This is a genomic window from Streptomyces sp. SAI-135 (genome assembly GCF_029893805.1).
Classification (GTDB): Bacteria; Actinomycetota; Actinomycetes; order Streptomycetales; family Streptomycetaceae; genus Streptomyces.
Genome location: NZ_JARXYP010000002.1, coordinates 5,290,444 through 5,312,826, shown reverse-complemented (window position 1 = coordinate 5,312,826; position 22,383 = coordinate 5,290,444). Strand labels below are relative to the sequence as shown.

The window sequence follows — 22,383 nt, the reverse complement described above, 5'->3', positions numbered from 1 at the left end:
CGGCACAGAAAAGGGGACGGCGGCCTCGGGCACGGCCCCGCCTGGCAGGACACCCCGGCATGCTGACCCGTCCCGGCGGCGCGGCGCAGAACAAGGGACGGCGGCGGCCCTTGGGCACGGCCCCACGCGGCTCACCGCCGGGCAGGACACCCCGGTGCGGTGCGCTGACCTCGGCCCCGGCGGGTGGCGCGGTGTCCGTCGGGCCCGGGAAAAGATCCGGGACGGGGCTGGGGCCCCGTCCCGGATCTCGTCCGTGCCGCCGCGCTCAGCGTTGCAGCGCGGCCTCCTCGTCGGCGACGAGCGGCTGTCGACCGCCCGGCAGCTCCGCCGCCGGACGGGACAGCCGGCTCGGCCACCACATCCGGCGGCCGATCAGCAAGGTGAGGGCGGGCACCAGGACCGACCGCACCAGCAGGGCGTCGAGCAGCACGCCGAAGGCCACCAGGAAACCGACCTCGATCAGCATCACCAGCGGAAGTGTGGCGAGGACCGCGAACGTCGCCGCCAGGACCAGGCCGGCCGAGGTGATGACGCCGCCGGTGGCGGAGAGGGCTTTGAGCATGCCCTCTGTGGTGCCGAGACGTACGGTCTCCTCCCGGGCCCGGCTGGCCAGGAAGATGTTGTAGTCGACACCGAGCGCCACCAGGAACAGGAACGCCAGCAGCGGCACCGAGTAGTCGATCCCCTTGAACCCGAGGATCGTGTCGAAGACGAAGACGCTGCCGCCGAAGGCCGCGGCGAAGGAGACGATCACCGTGGCCATCAGGACCAGCGGGGCCACGATCGCGCGCAGCAGCAGCCCGAGGACGATCAGGACGACGACGAGCACCAGCGGGATCACCAGCTTCTCGTCCCGCTCGGTGGTCACCTCGGTGTCCATGTTCTCCGCGCTCGGCCCGCCGACGATCGCCTCCGCCCCGCGCACCGCGTGCACGGCGGTGCGCACCCGCTTGATCGTGTCGTACTCCGCGGCGGTGTCCGGCGCGTCCTTCGGGAACACCGAGATGTTGGCCCAGCCCCCGCTGGTCTGCTCCGGGACGGCCAGGGCCACCCCGCGCGTGTCCTTGACGACGTCGAGCACCCGCTCCTGCTGCGCCGGCCGCGTGAAGACCGTCATCGGCTGGCCGCCGAGTTCCGGGAAGTGCTGGCGGAGAACGGCGAACCCGGTGACCGACTCCGGCGCGGACAGGAACTGGTCCTGCTCCCGCAGGGCGCCGGTGTTGCCCGCCAGCCCGAGGGCGAACACCCCGAGGACGCCGAGCGAGCCGAGCGTCGCCACCCACCGGCGGCGGCTGATGGCGGCGCCGAGCCGTCCCCACAGCCCCGGCTTCTCCTCCACGGCGGTGCTGAACCGGGGGACGGCCGGCCAGAAGATCCGCCTGCCGAGCACCACGAGCACCGCCGGGAACAGCGTCAGCATGGCCACCAGCGCGCACAGGATGCCGGCCGCACCGATCGGACCCAGCCCGCTGGTGCTGTTCAGGTCCGCGACGAGCAGGCAGAGCAGGCCGGCGACCACGGTGGCCGCGGACGCGACGACGGCCGGCGCCGCGCCGCGCAGCGCGTGGACCATCGCGACCCGGACGTTCTCGTGGTGGTGCAGTGCCTCCCGGTACCGGGCGATGAGCAGCAGCGCGTAGTCCGTGCCGACGCCGAACACCAGGATCGTCAGCAGCGCCGAGTTCTGGTCGTTGACCACGATGCCGAAGCCCTTGACGAGCAGGTAGACGGTGCCCATCGCGGTCAGTGCGGCCGCGCCCACGGCCAGCAGCGGGATGATCCACAGCACCGGGCTGCGGTAGGTGAGGATGAGCAGGAGCGTGACGACGACGATGGTGGTGAGGAGGACCTGCACGTCGATGCCGTCGAAGACGGCGTCCATGTCGCCGTCGATCGCGCCCGGGCCGGTCACGTCGAGTTCCAGACCGGAGGGACGGTCCTTCGCGGCGTCACGCAACGGGCCGACGATTTCCTCCGGTGCGCCGTAGGCCGTGCTCACGTCGAGGGTGAACATCATCGCCTTGCGGTCGCTGGAGGGGCTCAACGGTGAGCCCTCGTCGTCCTCGCCGTCCTCGCCGGCCGCCGCCGTCGCCTTCGGCGGGTACCGCTTGACCAGGGTGTCGTAGTGGCGCTCGACCGTCGCTCGGTCGGCGTCGGTCAAGCCTCCGGCGCGGTGGTACACGAAGACGAACGTGTTGTCGTCACCGCCGGGGAGACGGTCGTCCAGCACCGCCGCCTTGGTGGACTCGGCACCGGCCGGCAGGGTGTCCACGGCGCTGTCGGTGGTGACCGAGCTCAGCTTTCCGCTCAGCGGGACCATGCCCACCGCCAGCACCAGCCACAGGCCGATCACCAACCACGGCACCCACCGGCCCGCCAACCGGCCGGCCGGCACTTCCCCGGGCGGCGCTGCGTCGACTGCCATCACTAGCCTCCTGCATACGGTTCACATCGCTTGTCTGGATGCCGACTTCCTAACGAGCGAACCTGAGGCGACTGTTAATGCGGTGCTCAGACCGGTCGGCCGAGCCATGGCGAAAGGGCGGGGTCCCGGGACCCCGCCCTTCTTCTCCGTACAGGCGTGCTCAGGCCGCCCTGCGCCCCCTCTCCGCGTGGGCCCGGATGATGTCCGCGTACCGGTGTCCGGTGCCCTTGATCGTGCGTCGCTGCGTCTCGTAGTCGACGTGGACCAGGCCGAAGCGCTTGTCGTAGCCGTAGGCCCACTCGAAGTTGTCCAGCAGGGACCAGGCGAAGTAGCCGGCCAGGGGGGCGCCCTTGCGGGCGGCGGACGCGCAGGCGGCCAGGTGGTCGACCAGGTACTGCTGGCGTTCGGGGTCGTCGACCGTCCCGTCGGGGCGTACGACGTCGGGGTAGGCGGAGCCGTTCTCGGTGACGTAGATCTTGCGGGCGCCGTACTCGTGCGTGAGGCGGAGCAGGAGGGTCTCGATGCCGGACGCGTCGATCTCCCAGTCCATCCCGGTGCGCGGGACGCCGGGGCGGGCGACCTGACGGGCCCGGGGTGCCGGTCCGGTGGGGTCGTCGGCCACGGTGACCGGCATGTAGTAGTTGAGGCCGATCCAGTCCAGGGGGGTGGCGATCACCGAGAGGTCGCCGTCCCGCTCCGGGAGGTCGACGCCGTAGACCTCGCGCATGTCCGCCGGGAAGCCGCGGCCGTGGACCGGGTCGAGCCACCAGCGGTTGGTGTGGCCGTCCATGCGGCGGGCGGCGGCGAGGTCCTCGGGGCTGTCGGTGGCCGCGTGCACGGTGGAGAGGTTGGTGACGAGGCCGACCTGGGCGGAGGGGGAGGCGGCGCGGATCGCCTGCGCGGCCAGGCCGTGGCCGAGGAGCAGGTGGTAGGAGGCGCGGACGGCGGCCGTGAGGTCGGTCAGACCCGGGGCCATCTTCCCCTCCAGGTGGCCGATCCAGGCCGAGCACAGGGGTTCGTTGAGGGTGGTCCAGTGGTGGACCCGGTCCCCGAGCCGCTCGGCCACGACCGAGGCGTACGCGGCGAAGTGCTCGGCGGTCTCGCGTGCGGGCCAGCCGCCGCGGTCCTGGAGGACCTGGGGCAGGTCCCAGTGGTAGAGGGTGACGGACGGGGTGATGCCGGCGGCCAGCAGGGCGTCGATCAACTGGTCGTAGAAGGCGAGGCCCTTGGGGTTGACCGGGCCGTCGCCGCCGGGCAGCACGCGCGGCCAGGCGACGGACAGCCGGTAGGCGTTGGTGCCGAGCCGGCGCATGAGGCCGATGTCCTCGCGCCAGCGGTGGTAGTGGTCGCAGGCGACGTCACCGGTGTCGCCGCCGGCGACCTTGCCGGGGGTGTGCGAGAAGGTGTCCCAGATCGACGGCGAGCGGCCGTCCTCCGACACGGCTCCCTCGATCTGGTAGGCCGCCGTGGCCGTGCCCCACAGGAAGTCGTGCGGGAGTGCGGCGAGGTCGATGCTCACGAAAGTCCTTTCACGATCGGTCACTTGACGGCGCCCGCCGTCAGCCCGGCGACGAGATAGCGCTGGAGCAGCAGGAACCCGGCGACCACGGGGACGCTGACGACCAGCGAGGCGGCCATGATCTGGTTCCAGTACACGTTGTTGAGCGTGGAGTAGCCCTGGAGTCCGACGGCGAGGGTGCGGGTGGTGTCGTTGGTCATGACGGAGGCGAAGAGCACCTCGCCCCACGCCGTCATGAAGGCGTAGACGGCGACCGCGACGATCCCGGGGATCGCGGCCGGCACCACGACCCGGAAGAGCGCGCCGAACGGCCCGCAGCCGTCCACCAGCGCGGCCTCGTCCAGATCGCGCGGCACCGAGTCGAAGTACCCGATCAGCATCCAGATGGAGAACGGGAGGGAGAAGGTCAGGTACGTCAGGATCAGCCCGCCGCGCGAGCCGAACAGGGCGATGCCGGTGGCGTTGCCGATGTTGACGTAGATCAGGAAGAGGGGCAGCAGGAAGAGGATGCCCGGGAACATCTGCGTGGACAGCACGGTGACCGTGAAGACGCGCTTGCCGCGGAACTCGTAGCGGCTGACGGCGTACGCGGCGAACACCGCGATCACCACCGAGCAGACGGTCGCCGCGCCCGCCACCACCAGCGAGTTCACGAAGTAGCGCGCGAGCGGGATCGTGGACCAGATGTCGACGTACGGCCGGACGGTCACCTCGCTCGGCAGCCAGTGGAACTGGCCCGTGACGTCGGCGAGCGGCTTCAGCGAACTGGAGACCATGACGTACACCGGCAGCAGGACGAAGCCGGTGAGCAGGGTGAGGAAGATCCGCCGGGACCAGAAGAACGAACGCGGCGGTGCCATCGGCGAGTTGGTGCTAGCCATGGGCCGGCTTCCTTCCCCGGGAGGTCAGCAGGAGGTACACGCCCGTCACCACGAGCAGGAACAGCAGCAGGAGCACGGACATGGCGGAGCCGGTGCCGAAGTTCCAGGTGACGAAGGACGCCTGGTAGATGTGGACCGAGATGAGGTCCGCGGCCTCCGGGGCCGACTTGCCGAACAGAACGAACGGCGTGTTGAAGTCGTTGAACGTCCACAGGAACAGCACCAGCAGCAGTACCTGGTTGACGGGCCGCAGGGACGGCAGCGTGATCCGGCGGATCTGCTGCCACATCCCGGCGCCGTCCAGGGCGGCCGCCTCGTACAGCTCGCCGGGGATGTTCTGGAGTCCGGCCATCACGATGAGGAAGGCGAACGGCCAGCCCTTCCACACCGAGACGGTCAGCAGGGCCCAGAAGCTGTTGTCGCCGATGAGCCAGAAGGACGGCTTGTCGGTGAGGTGGAGCTGGTCGTGCAGGACGTGGTTCACCAGGCCGTTGTCGTGCTGGAACATGAACACCCAGGTGATGACGGCCGCGTAGACCGGCAGGGCGTACGGGATGAGGAACAGCGCCCGCAGCAGGCCCCGGCCGCGGAAGGTGTCCTGGAGGTAGACGGCCGCCGCCGTGCCGATCAGCCAGCACAGGCCGACCGACAGCAGCGTGAACGCCACGGTGACGAGGAACGAGTGCAGCAGCGCCTCGCCGACCGGGGCGTCGAAGTCCACCGACACCTTGTAGTTGTCGAGGCCGGACCAGGGCGCGGAGCCCCAGTCGCGGATGTAGAACTGGGTGAGCTCCTTGAAGCTCATCACGATGCCGATCACCATCGGCACCAGGTGGACCAGGAGTTCGAGGAGCAGGGCCGGCAGCAGGAGCAGGTACGGCAGCCCGATGCGGCGGATCCTTCCGGGGCGGCGGCGGGGATGCGGATGCGCCGCCCCGGAAGGGGTCTCGCCCACGGCGGCCTCTGCGGGCGCGGTGGTGGTCATCGTGCTCACTTCGTCGGCATCTGCTGCTGGGCCTTCTCCAGTGCCGCCTTCACCGACTCGGTGGTGACCGCGCGTCCGGCGGCCGCGTCGGCGAACAGGTCCTTGACGGCGGTTCCCACGGCCGTCTCGAACTGCGACTCGTCGGCGACCTGCGGCAGCGCGGCGGCGCTGGTGGCGAGGGTGTTCTTGAGGACCTCGTTGGGGCCCGAGCTGAAGGCGGAGTCCTCCTGCACGGTCTTCACCGGCGGGATGGAGCTGTAGGCGGTGTTGAGGATCTTCTGCTCGGCGTCGCTGGTCATGAACTTCACGAACTTCTTGGCGCCGTCGATGTTGTCGGTGTTCTTGAAGACGGCGAGGTTGATGCCCATGACGGCCGAGTTGACCTGGGTGCCGGCGCCCGGGGTGCCGGACTGCACGGGCACGGGCGCGATGCCGTACTTGTCCTCGCTCATGCCCTGGGACTTGAGGTTGGAGGAGGCGGACTGCCACAGCAGCATGGCCTGGTTGCCCTTGGCGAAGTCGCTGACCGACTGGTTCTGGGCGTACTCGGCGTCGCCGGTCGGGATGACCTTGTCCTTGGCCATGAGGTCGACGTACTGCTTGACCGCGGCCACCACGTTGTCGTTGGTGAAGTCGGGCTTGCCGTCGGCGGTGAAGAAGTCGCCGCCGTGCTGCTTGGCGAAGACGAAGACGTGGTGGATGTTCTCCGAGAGGTTCGCGCCCTCGGCGCCGAGCGCGGACTTGCCCTTGGCCTGGATCTTCTTGCCGTCGGCGACCAGTTCGGCCCAGGTGGCCGGGGGCTTGGTGATGCCGGCGTCGGCGAAGATCTGCTTGTTGTAGTAGAGGGCGTAGGCCATCGAGTACAGCGGGACCGCGGCCGGGTCCTTGCCCTCGGCGCCGGTGGAGCCGAGCGCGGAGTCGACGAAGCGGTCCTTGCCGCCGATCGCGGCGAAGTTCTTCGCGTCCCAGGGCAGCAGCGCGCCGGTGGCCTGGAGGGAGGCGCTCCAGGTGTTGCCGATGTTGAGGACGTCGGGGCCCTGCCCGGAGGTGGTCGCGGTGAGGATCCGGTTGAGCAGGTCGGACCAGGGGACGACCTCGACCTTGACCTTGATGCCGGTCTGCTTCTCGAACTTGTCGAGCTCGGGCTGGAGGACCTTCTTGTCGACCTCGATGCTGGCGCCCTGGTTGGAGGCCCAGTAGGTCAGGGTCTTCGGCGAGTCGTTGGACCCGCCGCCCGTCGACGAGCCGCCGCCACAGGCGGTCACGAGAGTCATGAGGGAAACGGTGACCGCACCGGCGGCCGCGGCTCGGGTTCTGCGCATGGCTCTGGCGTCCCTTCCAGGGAAACCCCGGTGCGTTCGCTTCTCGAACACCACCCCGGAGTTAATTTATGGCGTGATTTAAGACGCGAAGGAAAGTCGCGTCAAGAGTCGGCGCAGGGGTATCTTGCAGGTCGAGGCGGCGTCGGAAGGGAACCACATGGCGGGCCGGAACGGGCGGACGGTGCGTGACCTGCGACGCGGCAACCGGACCGCCGTACTGCAACGGTTGTATTTCGACGGCCCCATGAGCCGCTACGCGCTGGCCCCCGCCACCGGCCTGAGCGGCGGCTCGATCAGCAACGTGGTCGCCGAACTCGTCGCGGACGGTCTGGTCGAGGAGGCCGGCACCGTCGAGTCGGACGGCGGCCGCCCCCGCACCCTGCTGCGCGTCGCCCCCGCCGGCGGCCACATGATCGGCGTCGACGTCGGCGAGACCCGCGTCCGCGTCGAGCTCTTCGACCTCGCCCTCACCGAACTCGCCCGCACCGAACGGCCGCTGGAGCATCACGGCTACGACGTCGAGGCCGTCGTCGGCCACATCCGCGACGGCATCGCCGAGGTGCTCGCCGACGCCGGCATCGCCCCCGGACAGCTGCTGGGCGTGGGCATCGGCGTCCCCGGCATCGTGGCCCGCACGCCGGGGCAGGGCGCGGTGGTGCACGGCCAGACGATCGGCTGGGACGCCGTCCCGCTGGAGTCCCTGCTGCGTTCGACCTGTGAACTGCCCGACTCCGTCCCGTACTTCATCGACAACGGGGCCCGCACCCTCGGTCAGGCCGAGCTGTGGTTCGGGGCCGGCCGGGGCTCCCGCAACGCGGTCGTCGTCCTGTTCGGCTCGGGCATCGGCGCCTGTCTCGTCACCGAGGGGGTGGAGTACGGGCGCGCCCTGGAGTGGGGCCACATGACCGTGCGGGTCCGGGGACGCCGCTGCCGCTGCGGCGCCCTGGGCTGCCTGGAGGCGTACGCGGGCGCGGGGGCGCTCGTCGACCGCTGGCGTGAGGCGGGCGGGCACCCGCCAAAGGGCGCCGACGAGGAGACCGCGCTGGCCGCACTGCTGGCCGCCGCCCACCCCGAGGGGGACGCCGATGCCGACCCCACGGCCGTCGCCGTCCTGGAGGAGACGGCCGAGTACGTCGGCGCCGGCCTGTCCGACCTGGTCAACCTCTTCCAGCCCGAACGCATCCTCATCGGCGGCTGGGCGGGCCTCCAGCTCGGCCCCCGCCTGCTGCCTGCCCTCCGTCGCCACGCCGACGCGTACGCCCTGCGCCACCCCGCCGGGCACGTCTCCGTCGGCCTCGGCAGACTCGGCCCCGACGCGGTCACGGTCGGCGCGGCCAGCCTCCCCCTCACCGACTTCTTCGCCCAGGGCGGCCGCAGGCCCACCCCCGGCCGCGCCCACGAACGCGCGAACGGCTGAGCGGGCAGGCCCCCGTCAGACCACCGGGTCGAGGAACGTCAGCACGGAGGCGTCCTCCTCGATCAGCGGAGTGAGCGCGGCGTTGAACGGGCCGCCGTACGGGGCCTTCAGGTGGGCCTGGAAGGCGTCCTCGTCCCGGTAGACCTCGAAGATCCAGAAGGCACGCGGGTGGGACGCCTTGGTGTAGACGTCGAAGACGAGGTTGCCCTCCTCCGCGCGCACCTTGCCGGCGTACTCCACGATCATGCGCGCGACCTCGTCCTGCGCTCCCTCACGGGCGGTGAACTCGGCGAGCAGGGTCTTCTTCACGGTTCGTGTCCTTGTCAGTCGCGGTAGGAGCCGAGGTGCCAGACCCGGGCCCGGTCCAGTTTCACCGAGCCGTTCTCGGCGAAGACCCGCACTCCCTGGCTGTCGGGGTGGGGGAAGATCTGGTCGGTGATCACGGCTTCACCGTTGCCGCCGAAGACCTCGACGGAGGACCGGTCGACCAGGATCCGCAGCCTGACCCTGCCGTCGACGGCCTTGAGCGGAGCCCGCTGGACACCGGGGAAGGCGCTGCTGAAGTCCGTGGCGCCGGAGCGGGTCCGGTCGACGTACAGCTCCTGGGTCGTGGTGTCGTAGCCGATGACCGTCTCCTCTCCCCCGGCGCCGGTGCGCACCCGGAGGCCGAAGCGGTCGGCGTCCCGGAGGGAGAAGGCGGCCTCGATGTCGAGCTCCGTACCCTGCGCCTGCGGGCCGATCAGCGGCTGCGAGGTGCTGGTGACGGTGACGCCGGACGCCGTCGCCGCGTCCCCGACGCGCAGGGACGCCAGGCCGGCCACCGGTTCGCTGGTCAGCCGGACCCGGCCGTCCACGGTACGCAGCGCCATTCGGCGCGGAACGCTCTGCGCGCCGCGCCAGGGAGAGGTCGGGACGGAGCCGCCGTACTCCCAGTCGCTCATCCAGCCGATCATGTACCGCTCGTCGCCCGGCACGTTCTCCCAGGACACGGCCGCGTAGTAGTCCTTGCCGTAGTCGGCCCAGTCGGCACGCTGCACGACCGACCTGGCGGGAGCGGCCGCGGTGGTGAACCGGTCGGCCAGGATGTGGCCCCAGCCGCCGGTGTTGTTGTCGACGATCTGGATCCGCGCCTGTCGGCCCGCGTAGGGGCGCAGGTCGAAGGAGGCCCAGTCCAGGGTCTCGCTGTCGGAACCGGTGGCGCTGCGCACGACCTCACCGTCCACGAGCAGGTTGACGGAGGTCTCCCGGGAGACGGGCTCGGCCCGGGTGTCGGACAGCACGACGTGGTCGACGTTCAGGTGGCCCCAGCCGCCGGTGTTGTCGTCGACGATCCGGATCCGCGCCTTCTTCCCGGCGAGGTCGCGCACGTCCCACAAGGCCCAGTTCAGCGCCTCGGCGTCGCTTCCGGTGGCGCTGCGCACGACCTGGCCGTCGACGAGGAGCTCCATCGCGGTCGGGTGGTCCGAGCCGGCCGGGTGGTGGCCGCCGCCGATGAGGAAGTCGACGTAGTCCCGGTCGAGGGTGAACTCGGGCGAGGTGAGGGTGCCGGTGGTGGCGTCGCCGTTCAGGAAGGTGTTGACCAGGCCGCCGCCCAGCTGGCCGGTGACCTCCTGCTGGCCGGGCAGGGTGCCGGTGGCCGGTGCCGTGCCGAAGGCGTCGCCGGTCGCCGTCCAGCCGCCGTAGGTGCCGCCCTCGAAGTCGGCGAGGGCCGTCCCCTCGGGCGGGGCCCCGCGTTGCAGCACGGTCCCGTCCTGGTGCGGATGGTTGCCGCCGCCGACCTTGAAGTTCAGGTAGGGGGTCGCCACCGTGAAGGGCTCGGAGGTGAGGGTGCCGGTGGCGGAGTCCCCGCCGTGGAAGCTGTTGGCGAGGCCCTTGCCGTCGTATCCGGTGACAGCCGACTGTCCCTCCAGCGCGCCGGCCGCCGGGGCCTGGCCGAGGGCCGTCCCGGTGGTCGTCCACGGGTCGAGGCCGGTGCCCTCGAAGTCCTGGACCACCGTGCCGGCGGGCGGGGTGTAGGAGTCCTTGTCGTCGGCGGTGAACTTCTGGCCGTCGAAGTCGCCCACGAAGTACTGGGCGCCCGAACCACCGGTGATCCCACCGGGGTTGATGTTCACGACCAGGACCCACTTGATCTTCTTAGGATCCCCGTCGACCGCCAGCGGGAACAGGTCGGGGCACTCCCACACCCCGCCGGTCGCGCCCGCCGGGCCGAACTCGCTGAGCAGGTCCCAGTCCTTGAGGTTCCTGGACGAGTAGAACCGCACCTTGTGCTCGGCGGACAGCGACACCGTCATCAGCCAGCTCCTGGTGGGCGCGTACCACTGCACCTTCGGGTCGCGGAAGTCCTTGGAGCCGATGTCGAGGACCGGATTGCCCTGGTACTTGGTCCAGGTACGGCCGCGGTCGGTGCTGTAGGCGAGCGCCTGGGCCTGGGTGCCCGTGCTCTTGTCGAGGCTGGTGTAGACCGCCACCATCGCCGGGTCCTTCTTCGTGCCGAACCCGGTGGTGTTGTCCTTGTCGACGACCGCGCTGCCGGAGAACACCATCTCCCTGTCGTCGTGCGACAGGGCGAGCGGCAGCTCCTTCCAGTGCACGAGGTCCTTGCTGACCGCGTGCCCCCAGGACATGTCCCCCCAGGAGTTGCCGTTCGGGTTGTACTGGTAGAAGAGGTGGTACTCGCCCTTGTGGTACACGAGCCCGTTGGGGTCGTTCATCCAGTTCTGCTGCGGGGTGTAGTGGAACCGGGGGCGGTAGGCCTCGGTGTACGACGGGGTGTCGGCGGCGACGGCCCGCGGGGCGAGCGGGGTCGCGGACAGGGCGCAGACGGTCGCCGCAGCAGCGATCATCCGGGTGCGGGCATGCCAGGACACACGGCCAGTTCTCATGGGGTCTCCTGTGCTGGGGCACGTCCGTGCGGGGCACGGGAGCGCGGGGGCACGACTGAGCTGGGGCACGACGCCGTAAGCCGATGTCATCGTTGACTTGTGTCATCGCTGACATCGGACCGGCCCCGATGATGGCCGCCGTCCGTAGGCCCCGTCAACGGGCGGGCGGGAAACGGGCGGCCCCCGCCACCGTTGCGGACTTGTGACGCGCGTGGGGCATTGACGTTGCGAGGAGACGGGGTCATCATCCTCGGCAGTGTCAACGATGACATAAGTCAACGATGACATCCAGGGACGGCATGCTCCGATGCCGCCGCACGCCCGCAATCCCGCTGGAGTCGTTCATGTCTCGCACCCCTCGACTGCCTTCCTCCCTGCTCAGAGTGGCCGCCTGCGCCTCGGTCGGGGCCCTCGCCCTGACGGCCTGCGGTTCCGGCTCCGGATCGGACTCCGTCGGCGCCGGTTCGGGCGGCGTCAAGGTCGGACTGATCACCAAGACCGACACCAACCCGTTCTTCGTGAAGATGAAGGAGGGCGCGGAGAAGGCCGCCAAGAAGGAGGGCGTCCAGCTCATGACCGCGGCGGGCAAGTTCGACGGGGACAACGCCGGTCAGGTCACCGCCATCGAGAACATGGTGGCCGCCGGGGTGAAGGGCATCCTGATCACCCCGAGCGACTCCAAGGCGATCGTGCCCGCGATAGCCAAGGCCAAGGCCAAGGGCGTGCTGGTCATCGCCCTGGACACGCCGACCGAGCCGGAGAGCGCGGTCGACGCCCTGTTCGCCACCGACAACCTCAAGGCCGGCGAGCTGATCGGCGAGTACGCCAAGGCCGCCATGAAGGGCAAGACAGCCAAGATCGCCGCCCTCGACCTCGCGCCCGGCGTCTCCGTCGGCGTCCAGCGGCACAACGGGTTCCTCAAGGGCTTCGGTGCCGCCGAGAAGGACGTGGCGTGCGCCCAGGACACCGGCGGCGACCAGGCCAAGGGCCAGACCGCCATGGAGAACTGCCTCCAGAAGGAACCCGGCATCAACCTCGTCTACACGATCAACGAGCCGGCCGCGCTCGGCGCGTACACCGCGCTGAAGGCCAAGGGCCGTGAGAAGGACGTCCTGATCGTCTCCGTGGACGGCGGCTGCACCGGCACCCAGGCCGTCAAGGACGGCAAGATCGCGGCCACTTCGCAGCAGTACCCGCTGAAGATGGCCGCCGAGGGGGTCAACGCCGTCGTGACGTACGCGAAGGGCGGCAAGAAGGCGTCCGGTTACACCGACACCGGCGTCACCCTGATCACCGACAAGGCACAGACGGGCGTCGCCTCCAAGGACACCGCGTTCGGCCTGGAGAACTGCTGGGGCTGAGCCCCGCCCCGGGCTCCGTACGACCTCGCCCCGCCCTTGAGCGGGGCGGCCGGCCCCACTCCTCCCCGACCCGGGGACGGCCGCCCCCTTGTCCTCCCACCAGGACTTCTGTCTTCCGACAAGGACTTCGCATGACCGCCACGTCCACGCCTCCGAGCACCTCCTCGCCGTACGCCGAACTCAAAGCGCCGACCACGGCCCGCAGGCTGCTCACGGCACCGACCACGGGCCCGCTGGTCGCCCTTCTGCTCGCCTGTGTCTTCTTCGCCGTCTCGACCGACCAGTTCCTCACCGGCGGGAACTTCTCGCTGATCGTGCAGCAGGTCATGGTCGTCGGCACCCTCGCCATCGGCCAGACGCTGATCATCCTCACCGCGGGCATCGACCTGTCGTGCGGAGCGGTGATGGCGTTCGGCAGCATCGTCATCGCCAAGATGGCCGCCGAGGGCTCGCTGCCGCCGCTCCTCGCCATCGCGCTGGGACTGGCCGTCTGCGGCGGATTCGGCCTGCTGAACGGGCTGTTGGTGCAGAAGATCCCGCTGCCGCCGTTCATCGTCACGCTCGGCATACTCAACGTGGCGTTCGCGCTGACCCACATCTACTCCGAGGAGCAGACGGTCACCAACCTGCCCGGCCCGCTCACAGCGCTCGGGCAGACCTTCCCGATGGGCCACACCGACATCACCTACGGCTCCCTCGTCACCATCGGCCTGTTCCTGCTGCTCGCCTACGCGCTGAGCAGCACCGGCTGGGGCCGGCACGTCTACGCCCTGGGCAACAGCCAGGAGGCCGCGCGGCTCAACGGCATCCGCACCTCCCGGCTGACCATCGGCGTGTACACCGTCGCCGGTCTCCTCTACGGCGTCGCCGCCCTGCTGCTCATCTCCCGCACCGGAGTCGGCGACCCGCAGGCGGGCCAGACCGACAACCTCGACAGCATCACCGCCGTGGTCCTCGGCGGGACCAGCCTCTTCGGCGGCCGCGGCTCGGTGCTCGGCACCTTCATCGGCGTCCTCATCGTCGGCGTCTTCCGCAACGGGCTCCAGCTGATGGGCGTCGCCTCCATCTACCAGACCCTGATCACCGGTGTGCTGGTGATCCTCGCGGTGACCGTCGACCAGATCTCCCGGAAGAAGGCCCGATGAGCGCCCTCGCCTCCCCCACCCCCGTCCTCCAGGCCCGCGGTCTCGTCAAGCGCTACGGCCAGGTCACCGCCATCGACGGCGCCGACTTCGACCTGCTGCCCGGCGAAGTGCTCGCCGTCATCGGCGACAACGGCGCCGGCAAGACCAGCCTCATCAAGGCCCTCACCGGCGCGGTGACGCCCGACGCGGGCGAGATCCGCCTCAACGGCGAGCCCATCACCTTCTCCGGCCCGCAAAGTGCCCGCGCCCACGGCATCGAGACGGTCTATCAGGACCTCGCCGTGGCCGCCTCGATGGACATCGCCTCGAACGTGTTCCTCGGACGGGAACTGCGGCGCCCCGGTGTCCTCGGGAGCGTGTTCCGGATGCTCGACAAGAAGCGGATGCGGCAGGAGGCCGCCGAGCACATGGCCGACCTGAAGATCGGCCTGCGGTCGCTGACCCAGGCGGTCGAGACCCTGTCCGGCGGACAGCGGCAGGCCGTGGCGGTCGCCCGTTCCGTCGCCTGGGCCCGCAGTGTCGTCGTCATGGACGAACCCACCGCCGCGCTGGGTGTCAAGGAGTCAGGACAGGTCCTCGACCTCATCCGACGGGTCCGGGACAAGGGCATGCCGGTCGTCCTGATCAGCCACAACATGCCGCACGTCTTCGAGATCGCCGACCGGATCCACGTCCACCGGCTGGGCCGGCGAGCCGCCCTCATCAAGCCCTCCGACTACTCCATGGCGGAGGTCGTCGCCATCATGACGGGCGCCCTCACCGTGGACGAGGCCGGAGGTACTGTCGTAGCGGATTCCGAGGCCGCGAAGGCCGCGGGCGTCCAGGCCACCTGACCACAGCACTCGACACTCGACGGCGTCCGGCCGAGGCCGCGGCCGGAACCGACGAGCACAGGAGACGGTTTCCTCCATGGCAGCGAACCGCCGCCCGACCCTGGCCGACGTCGCCCGCGAAGTGGGCGTCAGCGCCAAGACGGTCTCCCGCGTACTCAACGAGGACGGACCCGCGTCGGCCGAGACCAGGGAACAGGTGCTCGCCGCCGTGGCCAAGCTGGGCTTCCAGCCGAACCTCATGGCGCGCAACATCCGCGTCGGCGGCCCCGACACCACCGTCGGTCTGGTCATCCCCGACCTGGGCAACCCGTTCTTCGGAGCGGTGGCCCGCAGCATCGAGGACACGGTCCGCGACCGCGGGCTGACCCTGCTCATGGGCTCGTCGGCGGACGAACCGGACCGTGAACGGGCCCTGACGGACAAGTTCCTGGCGCGCCGCGTCAGCATCCTGCTGGTCGTGCCGTCCGTCGGCGCCGACCACTCCCACCTCAAGACCCACCGTGCCACGGGGCTGCCCGTCGTCTTCCTCGACCGCCCCGGAGTGGGCCTGGCCGCCGACAGCGTGGTCAGCTCCAACCGCACCGGCGCCCACGACGGCGTCGCCCACCTGATCGCCCACGGCCACCGGCGCATCGGCTTCATCGGCGACCTGCCGGTCAAGCTCTACACCCGGCGTGAGCGACTGGCCGGGTACCGCGAGGCCCTCGACCGGGCCGGCCTGCCCCACGACCGTTCCCTGGTCACCAACGCCCATGACCAGCAAGGGGCTTCGGCCGCGACCGCCCGACTCCTCGCCCTGACCGATCCCCCCACCGCACTGTTCGCGGGCAACAACATCGTCGCCCTGGGCATAGTCGCCGAACTCGCCCGCAGCAGGCGCAAGGACGTCGCCGTCGTCTCCTTCGACGACGTCCCGCTCGCCGAGGCGCTCGAACCGGCCCTGACCGTCGTCGCCCAGGACCCCGAGGAGATCGGCAGGACAGCGGCGACCACGGCCCTGTCCCGCCTCGACGGCGACCGCACCCGGGCCCGGACCATCACCGTGCCGACCCGCCTGATCGTCCGCGGCTCGGGCGAGCGGCCGGCCCCGGCACTGCAGCGGGCCTGACCTGACGGCCGACGGACACGGCCGCGACCACCACCTGGCCCGCGCCGGGAAGCAGCAGTCACCCCGGCCGGTTCCGACCTGACGGCCGACCGGGCACGGGGTAAGCCGGAAGCCGGCCGAGGCCGGGGGGACGAACGTCGCCCAGGCCCGGACCCGCAGCGGTCGACGCAGCCCACCCCTGAGCCGACCTGACGCGGCAGCAGCCATCACCCCGGGCCCGCGCCCGGAAGTCAGCCGCCCCGAACCAATGTTGTGCACTTTATTGACGCCAGTCACCAGACAGCCTAATTTCGCGGTGTCCTTCCTCCGCTCAAGGGAGACCGCGATGTCCCCGTCCCCCACCGCATCCGACCGCACCCGCCAACTCCGCCGGGTCGCTCTGTCCGGCCTGCTCGGCACCGCCGTGGAGTTCTACGACTTCCTCGTCTACGGCACCGTCGCCGCGCTCGTCTTCGGCGAACTGTTCTTCCCCGGGGCAGACCCCGCCGTCGGCACGATCGCCGCGTTCGGCACCTTCGCCGCCGGATACGTGGCCCGCCCGATCGGCGGCATCGTCTTCGGGCACTTCGGCGACCGCCTCGGCCGCAAGAACATGCTGCTGCTCACCATGGGCCTGATGGGCGGCGCCAGCTTCCTCATCGGCCTGCTGCCCACCTACGACACCATCGGCGTCTGGGCGCCGGTCCTGCTGATCACCCTGCGGGTGCTCCAGGGCATCGCCATCGGCGGCGAGTGGGGCGGCGCGACCCTGATGGTCGTCGAGCACGCCGGCGAGAAGCGCCGCGGGCTGTGGTCCAGCTTCACCCAGATGGGAGCCCCGCTCGGCTCCCTGATCTCGGCCGCCGTCGTCGCGATGGTCTCCACCCTCCCCAAGGACCAGTTCGCCGCGTGGGGCTGGCGGGTGCCGTTCCTGCTGAGCGTCCTGCTGCTCGGCGTCGGCCTGTTCGTCCGCCTCAAGGTGGTCGAGAGCCCCCTGTTCGCCGAGGTGAGGAAGGACCGTGCGCAGTCCCGGCTGCCGATCCTCGACGTGCTCAAGCGCCCCCGCCCCGTCCTCCTGGCCTGCTGCGTGGGCATCGGCGCCTTCACCGCCCAGTCCCTGCTGACCAGTTACCTCATCGCGTACGCCACCGGCATCGGCTACCCCCGCCCGCAGGTGCTCACCGCGCTCACCGTCTCCGCCGCGGTCGCCCTGGTGGTCCTGCCCTGCGCGTCCGCCCTCTCCGACCGGATCGGCCGCCGCCCGGTCGTCCTCACCGGCGCGATCCTGTCCGCCGCCACCGCCTTCCCCGTCCTGGCGCTGGTCGACTCCAGGTCGTCGGGGGCGCTGATCCTGGCCGTCGTGATCGGCCACGGCATCTCCCAGTCGCTGATGTACGGCCCGCTGGGCGCCCTGTTCAGCGAGATGTTCGGCACCCGGGTCCGCTACACCGGCGCCTCCCTCGGCTACCAGGGCGCGACCCTGGTGGGCGCCGGCTTCTCCCCGATGATCGCCGGCAGCCTGGTCGCGAGCAGCGGCAACGGCACCCCCGTCGCCCTCCTGCTGTGCGGCGGCTCCCTGATCACCGCGCTGACGGTGTGGTTCGTCCGCGAGACCAGCCGTACGTCCCTCGGCGACGCCCCCGCCTCCGAACTCCCCGGCACCCCGCGCACCGAGGAGATCACCGCATGAGGCACGGCACCTCCATCGCCGCCACGGCGGCCCTCCTGCTCACCCTCACCAGCGCGCCCGCGGCCGGCGCCACCGACGCGGGCCCCACCCACGTGGACGGCCGGCTCCCCTCCGGCGCCACGTACCTGATGGACGTCCCCACCGCCTGGAACGGCACCGTCCTCCTCTTCAGCCACGGCTACACCTCCGGCCCCGCCAACCCGGCCCAGGACGCCCCGGACGAGGCCACCAAGTCCCTGCTCCTCCAAGGCGGTTACGCCCTCATCGGCTCCTCCTACGCCACCACCGGCTGGGCGGTCACCGACGCGGTCCCCGACCAGCTGGCCACCCTGAAGGCCTTCACCACCCGCTTCGGCCGGGCCTCCCGCACCCTCGCCTGGGGACGGTCGTACGGCGGACTGGTCACCACCGCCATCGCCGAGCGCCACCCGGAGCAGATCGACGGCTCGCTCTCCCTGTGCGGCCTGGTCCAGGGCGGCGTCGCCAACTGGAACAACACCCTCGACCCGGCGTTCGCCCTCAGGACGCTGCTGGGCTCCGACGTCCCGCTGGTGAACCTCGCCGGCCCCGAGGCCGCCACCGACGCGGCGAACACCCTCACCGCCACGGTCGACTCCGCCCAGTCGACGGCCGCGGGCCGGGCCCGTATCGCCCTGGCCGCCGCCCTGCACAACATCCCGGTCTGGAACGCGCCCACCCAGACCCGCCCCGCCGCCACCGACTGGGACGCCCAGCAGGCCAACCAGTACGAAGCCGTCAAGGGTTTGCTGAAGATCGCCGCCTTCAACCGGCGCCAGGAGGCCGAGACGCGCGCCGGCGGCAACATGTCCTGGAACACCGGCGTCGACTACGCCCGGCTGCTCGGCCGATCCTCCGTCCGCAAGGAGGTCACCGAGCTGTACCAGAAGGCGGGCCTGTCCCTGACCGCCGACCTCGCCGCCCTCGACCGGGCCCCGCGTGTCTCCGCGGACCCGGCCGCCGTCGCCTGGATGAGCGCCACCAGCAGCTTCACCGGCGAACTGAACAAGCCGCAGCTCTCCGTGCACACCATCGGCGACCCCCTGGTCCCCGTCCAGACGGAGAGCGCCCTGCGCCGCGCGGTCACCGCGGCCGGTTCCGGCCCCCTGCTGCGCCAGGCCTACGTCGACAACGCCGGCCACTGCACCTTCAGCCCCGCCGAACAACTCGCCGCCCTCCACGCCCTGGAGGACCGCCTGACCACCGGCAGGTGGCAGGGCACCGACCCGGCGTCCCTCAACTCCCGTGCCACCGCGGCCGACCCCACCACCCCCAGCCGTTACGTCCGGTACCACCCCACCCCCTACCTGCGCCCCTACGACCTTGCCCACCCCGCCGACCGCCGGTGACCTCGTACGACCGCCTGCCGCGCGGTCGGCGGGCGGCCGTACCCTTGCCCCCGTGGAGGACGACGACATCCTGGACCCCGCGGAGGGGCCGCAGCCGCGCCCGCAGTCGCTCATGCTCACCTTCTTCGGCAACCACGTCCTTGAGGAGGGAGACCTGGGCGTCTACTCGGGCAGCATCATCGACGTCCTGGGCCGCGTGGGAGTGGGCGAACAGGCCGTGCGCTCCACCCTCACGCGCATGGTCAACCGGGGCCTGCTCCAGCGGCAGCGCGAGGGCCGCAAGATGTTCTTCGGCCTGACCCCGCAGGCCACCCGCGTCCTGATCGACGGCCGCACCCGCATCTGGGACCAGGGTGCCGTCAACGACGACTGGGACGGCTCCTGGACCCTGCTCGGCTTCTCCCTGCCCGACTCCTGGAAACGCCAGCGGCACGACCTGCGCTCACGGCTGACCTGGTCCGGATTCGGCGCCCTGTACAGCGGCCTGTGGATCGCGCCGGGCCACGTGGACGTCTCCGCGGTGGTCACCGACCTCGGCCTCACCGCCCACGTCAAGATCTTCTACGCGCAGGCCGCCGAGGTCACCGACATCGAGCAGATGATCCGCGACACCTGGGACCTGGAGTCCATCGCCGCCCGCTACGTCACCTTCGACAAGCGCTGGAGCGCCCACCTGGGCAGCGGCGCCGACGACGACCCGATCGGCACCCGCCTGCGCCTGGTCAGCGACTGGCTCCGCACCATCCGCACCGACCCGAGACTCCCGGCCCGCCACCTGCCCCCGGGCTGGCCGGCCCGCACCGCCCAGGAAACCTTCCACCGTGTCGCACAACAGACCCACCCGGCCCTGGCGGCAGCCCGCACAGCACTGGAGACGACCCCTCTGCGAGGGTTGCCGGAACAGGTGATCTAGCGACTGCGGGTGCGTCGTGGCTGATCGCGCAGTTCCCCACGGCCAGCTGCGCTGGGCTGCAACCGGGCGCCTACGGGGGTGCGCTGTAGGTGATCCGGCGAGTGCGGACGCGTCGTGGCCGGTCGCGCAGTTCCCCGCGCCCCTGGGGAGTTGCCCTGCCCGGTACCACGAGAACCGCCCACACCAGCCCCCACCGATCCCGCACGGGCCGCCGCAGGCATCCAGGGGCGCGGGGAACTGCGCAAAACGCCCGCCCCCACGCACCCGCACCAGCCCGTGCCGGCCGCCGCAGGTATTCAGGGGCGCGGGGAACTGCGCGAAGCGCCCGCCCCCCCCGCCCGCACCCGCAGACGTCGCCCCCTACCCCCCGCCCCCCACCGTGAAGCCGATCACCGTGCCGCCCCCCTCGCGGGAGTACGCGAACGGCGCCCCCCCGTGCGACAGGGCCACCTCCCGCACGATCGACAGGCCCAGCCCCGACCCCGGCAGCGAGCGCGCGTCCGCCGCCCGGTAGAACCGGTCGAACACCCGCACGAGGTCGGCGTCCGCGATCCCGGGGCCCCGGTCCAGCACCTCCACCCGCACCGGCCCGGCCACCGTGAACCCCGACACCGAGATCTCGATCGGGCCGCCGCCGTCCCGGTCGAACTTCGCCGCGTTCTCGACCAGGTTCGACACGGCCCGCTGCAACATCCCCGGCCGCCCGTCCGTCACCGTCGCCCCGCTCGCGCGCACCACGATCTCCCGCCCGGTCCGCCGCCGGGCCAGCCCCGCCACCTCCTCGGCGACATCGGCGAGATCCACCCGCTGCGGCGGCTCGTTGTCCGCCTGGCCCGCCGCGAGGTCGACCAGCTCGTTGACCAGGTCGGTCAACTCCCGTGCCTCCTGCGTCAGATCGGCGACCAGCTCGTCGCGCGTGGCGGGCGGCAGCTCGTCGATCCGCCGCAGCAGCGAGATGTTCGTGCGCAACGACGTGAGCGGCGTCCGCAGCTCGTGCCCCGCGTCCTGCACCAGCCGCCGCTGGTCCTCCTCCGACTGCGCGAGCCGCCCCAGCATCCGGTCGAAGGCCCGCCCCAGCCGCCCCACCTCGTCGTGCCCGGTGACCGGCACCTCGATCCCGAGCCGCCGGGTCCGCGCCACGTCCTCCGCGGCGGACGTGAGGATCACCAGCCGCCGGGTGATCCGCCGGGCCAGCCACCACCCGAAGAGACCGGCGCCCACCACGACCGCCGCCATGAGCAGGAACGTCCGCTGCTGAAGCGCCCGCAGCAGGTCCTCGGTGTCACTGAACTCCTGGGCGACCTGCACGGCACCCCGCCCGCCGCCCAGCGAGACGGTGGCGATCCGGTACACGTCACTGCCGACCGAGACCTCCTTGTGCAGGACCATCCGCCCGGCCGTCCCCGCGGCCGCGATCCGCCGGTCCCCGGAGATCACCGGCAGCCCGGGCCGCCCGGGATCGGCGACCGCCCCGGTGGGCCCCAGCACCTGCACGTCCGTACGGGCGGGCCGCACCAGGTCGTGCCCCGGCGCCGAGGACGAGAAGTCCTCCGGCTCCATCCGCTGATGGCTCACCTCGTCCCGCAGGTCCCGCACCACCTGGTCGAACACGGACTCCTGGTCCACCCGCACCAGACGCGCGGCGGCGCTGTAGGACAGCACGCCGACGAGCACGGTCACCGCGGCCGTCACCGCGGCGAAGGACACCGCGAACGTGGTCCGCAGGGACAGCAGCCGGGGCCGCGGCCGGGCCAGCAGCCGAGCCAGCCGCCCCACTCAGTCCTCCCGGAGCACGTAACCCACGCCACGCACCGTGTGGATCAGCTGCGGCGCGCCGGGCTCGTCGAGCTTGCGGCGCAGGTAGCCGACGTAGACGGCGAGGTTCTTGGAGCCGGGCCCGAAGTCGTAGCCCCAGATGCGGTCGTAGATGGTCGAGTGGTCCAGCACGATGCCCGCGTTGCGCACGAGCAGCTCCAGCAGCTCGAACTCGGTGCGGGTCAGCTCCAGCTCGCGCGTCCCCCGCCAGGCCCGCCGCGCCTGGATGTCCATGCGCAGCCCGGCCGCCTCGATCCGCCCCTGGGGCAGCTCGGGCGCCGGAGCCTTCGTCACCGCGCCGGACGCCGGGGCCATCCCGTCGGGGCTGGTCCGCCGCAGCAGGGCCCGCAGCCGGGCGAAGACCTCCTCGACGTCGAACGGCTTGACCACGTAGTCGTCGGCGCCCGCGTCCAGGCCGGCGATCCGGTCCTGGGTCTCCACGAGCGCCGTCAGCATGAGGATCGGTGTGCGGTCGCCCTCGGCGCGCAGCACCCGGCAGACCTGGAGTCCGTCGATCCCGGGCATCATCACGTCGAGGACGAGCACGTCCGGCGGCGTCCTGTGGGCCTGTGCCAGCGCCTCGACCCCGTCGGCGACCGCGGTGACCTGGTAGCCCTCCAGGATCAGGGCGCGCTCCAGGGCGTGGCGGATGGCACGGTCGTCTTCGGCGAGCAGCACATTTTGGGGCACACCCTCAGTGTGCCGTGCCCGCCGAGTCGTACGACGTGATGAGCTGCT

Annotated in this window: 17 protein-coding genes; 8 read left to right on the top strand and 9 right to left on the bottom strand. The window is 71.2% G+C overall.

All coding sequences use genetic code 11. The features are described 5' to 3' along the window. Positions 1-265: 265 nt before the first annotated feature. From M2163_RS28620 to M2163_RS28600, 5 genes are all read right to left on the bottom strand, one after another. Positions 266-2,425: an MMPL family transporter gene (locus M2163_RS28620; RefSeq protein ID WP_280895421.1), complete on the bottom strand. Its 2,160-nt coding sequence runs from the start codon at positions 2,423-2,425 to the stop codon at positions 266-268. 160 nt (positions 2,426-2,585) lie between these two features. Further along, positions 2,586-3,944, bottom strand: a complete 1,359-nt coding sequence (locus tag M2163_RS28615; protein WP_280850000.1) for a GH1 family beta-glucosidase — start codon at positions 3,942-3,944, stop codon at positions 2,586-2,588. A 20-nt stretch (positions 3,945-3,964) separates the two neighbouring features. Beyond that, complete coding sequence (locus M2163_RS28610) at positions 3,965-4,804, bottom strand: carbohydrate ABC transporter permease (protein ID WP_280854124.1); 840 nt, start codon at positions 4,802-4,804, stop codon at positions 3,965-3,967. A gap of 13 nt (positions 4,805-4,817) precedes the next feature. Then, positions 4,818-5,810 (bottom strand): sugar ABC transporter permease, encoded by a 993-nt coding sequence (locus M2163_RS28605; RefSeq protein ID WP_280850002.1) that lies wholly within the window; start codon positions 5,808-5,810, stop codon positions 4,818-4,820. 5 nt (positions 5,811-5,815) lie between these two features. Beyond that, positions 5,816-7,132: a sugar ABC transporter substrate-binding protein gene (locus M2163_RS28600; protein ID WP_280850003.1), complete on the bottom strand. Its 1,317-nt coding sequence runs from the start codon at positions 7,130-7,132 to the stop codon at positions 5,816-5,818. 157 nt (positions 7,133-7,289) lie between these two features. On the opposite strand from M2163_RS28600, the gene M2163_RS28595 reads away from it, so the two are divergent. Beyond that, positions 7,290-8,549 carry an ROK family transcriptional regulator gene (locus M2163_RS28595; protein ID WP_280895420.1) on the top strand — a complete coding sequence of 420 codons (1,260 nt, stop codon included), beginning with the start codon at positions 7,290-7,292 and terminating at the stop codon, positions 8,547-8,549. 15 nt (positions 8,550-8,564) lie between these two features. Here the strand turns inward: M2163_RS28595 and M2163_RS28590 are convergent, their stop codons facing one another. Then, on the bottom strand, positions 8,565-8,858 hold the full coding sequence (locus M2163_RS28590) for an antibiotic biosynthesis monooxygenase family protein (RefSeq protein ID WP_280850005.1): 294 nt from the start codon (positions 8,856-8,858) through the stop codon (positions 8,565-8,567). 14 nt (positions 8,859-8,872) lie between these two features. Beyond that, positions 8,873-11,434, bottom strand: a complete 2,562-nt coding sequence (locus M2163_RS28585; protein ID WP_280895419.1) for a GH32 C-terminal domain-containing protein — start codon at positions 11,432-11,434, stop codon at positions 8,873-8,875. Positions 11,435-11,778: 344 nt separating this feature from the next. On the opposite strand from M2163_RS28585, the gene M2163_RS28580 reads away from it, so the two are divergent. The 7 genes from M2163_RS28580 (at position 11,779) to M2163_RS28550 (ending at position 19,830) form a co-directional block, all read left to right on the top strand. Further along, positions 11,779-12,795 (top strand): sugar ABC transporter substrate-binding protein, encoded by a 1,017-nt coding sequence (locus M2163_RS28580; protein ID WP_280850007.1) that lies wholly within the window; start codon positions 11,779-11,781, stop codon positions 12,793-12,795. Between the two features lie 131 nt (positions 12,796-12,926). Continuing rightward, on the top strand, positions 12,927-13,940 hold the full coding sequence (locus tag M2163_RS28575) for an ABC transporter permease (protein ID WP_280895418.1): 1,014 nt from the start codon (positions 12,927-12,929) through the stop codon (positions 13,938-13,940). Beyond that, positions 13,937-14,773: an ATP-binding cassette domain-containing protein gene (locus M2163_RS28570; RefSeq protein ID WP_280895417.1), complete on the top strand. Its 837-nt coding sequence runs from the start codon at positions 13,937-13,939 to the stop codon at positions 14,771-14,773. Before M2163_RS28575 ends, M2163_RS28570 begins: the two co-directional genes overlap by 4 nt. Before the next feature lie 76 nt (positions 14,774-14,849). After that, positions 14,850-15,881, top strand: a complete 1,032-nt coding sequence (locus M2163_RS28565) for a LacI family DNA-binding transcriptional regulator (RefSeq protein ID WP_280895416.1) — start codon at positions 14,850-14,852, stop codon at positions 15,879-15,881. 325 nt (positions 15,882-16,206) lie between these two features. Continuing rightward, entirely contained in the window at positions 16,207-17,550 is a 1,344-nt protein-coding gene (locus tag M2163_RS28560; RefSeq protein WP_280895415.1) for an MFS transporter, read from the top strand. Next, positions 17,547-18,917, top strand: a complete 1,371-nt coding sequence (locus M2163_RS28555) for a prolyl oligopeptidase family serine peptidase (protein WP_280895414.1) — start codon at positions 17,547-17,549, stop codon at positions 18,915-18,917. Before M2163_RS28560 ends, M2163_RS28555 begins: the two co-directional genes overlap by 4 nt. 52 nt (positions 18,918-18,969) lie before the next feature. Next, the gene (locus M2163_RS28550) at positions 18,970-19,830 is read left to right on the top strand and encodes a PaaX family transcriptional regulator C-terminal domain-containing protein (RefSeq protein WP_280850012.1); all 861 of its coding nucleotides are present in this window, start codon (positions 18,970-18,972) and stop codon (positions 19,828-19,830) included. 360 nt (positions 19,831-20,190) lie between these two features. On the opposite strand, the gene M2163_RS28545 is transcribed toward M2163_RS28550, so the two are convergent. Together M2163_RS28545 and M2163_RS28540 are read right to left on the bottom strand one after the other, a co-directional pair. After that, positions 20,191-21,606 carry a HAMP domain-containing sensor histidine kinase gene (locus tag M2163_RS28545; protein ID WP_280850013.1) on the bottom strand — a complete coding sequence of 472 codons (1,416 nt, stop codon included), beginning with the start codon at positions 21,604-21,606 and terminating at the stop codon, positions 20,191-20,193. Next, positions 21,607-22,335 carry a response regulator transcription factor gene (locus tag M2163_RS28540; RefSeq protein WP_280895413.1) on the bottom strand — a complete coding sequence of 243 codons (729 nt, stop codon included), beginning with the start codon at positions 22,333-22,335 and terminating at the stop codon, positions 21,607-21,609. Positions 22,336-22,383 lie beyond the last annotated feature (48 nt).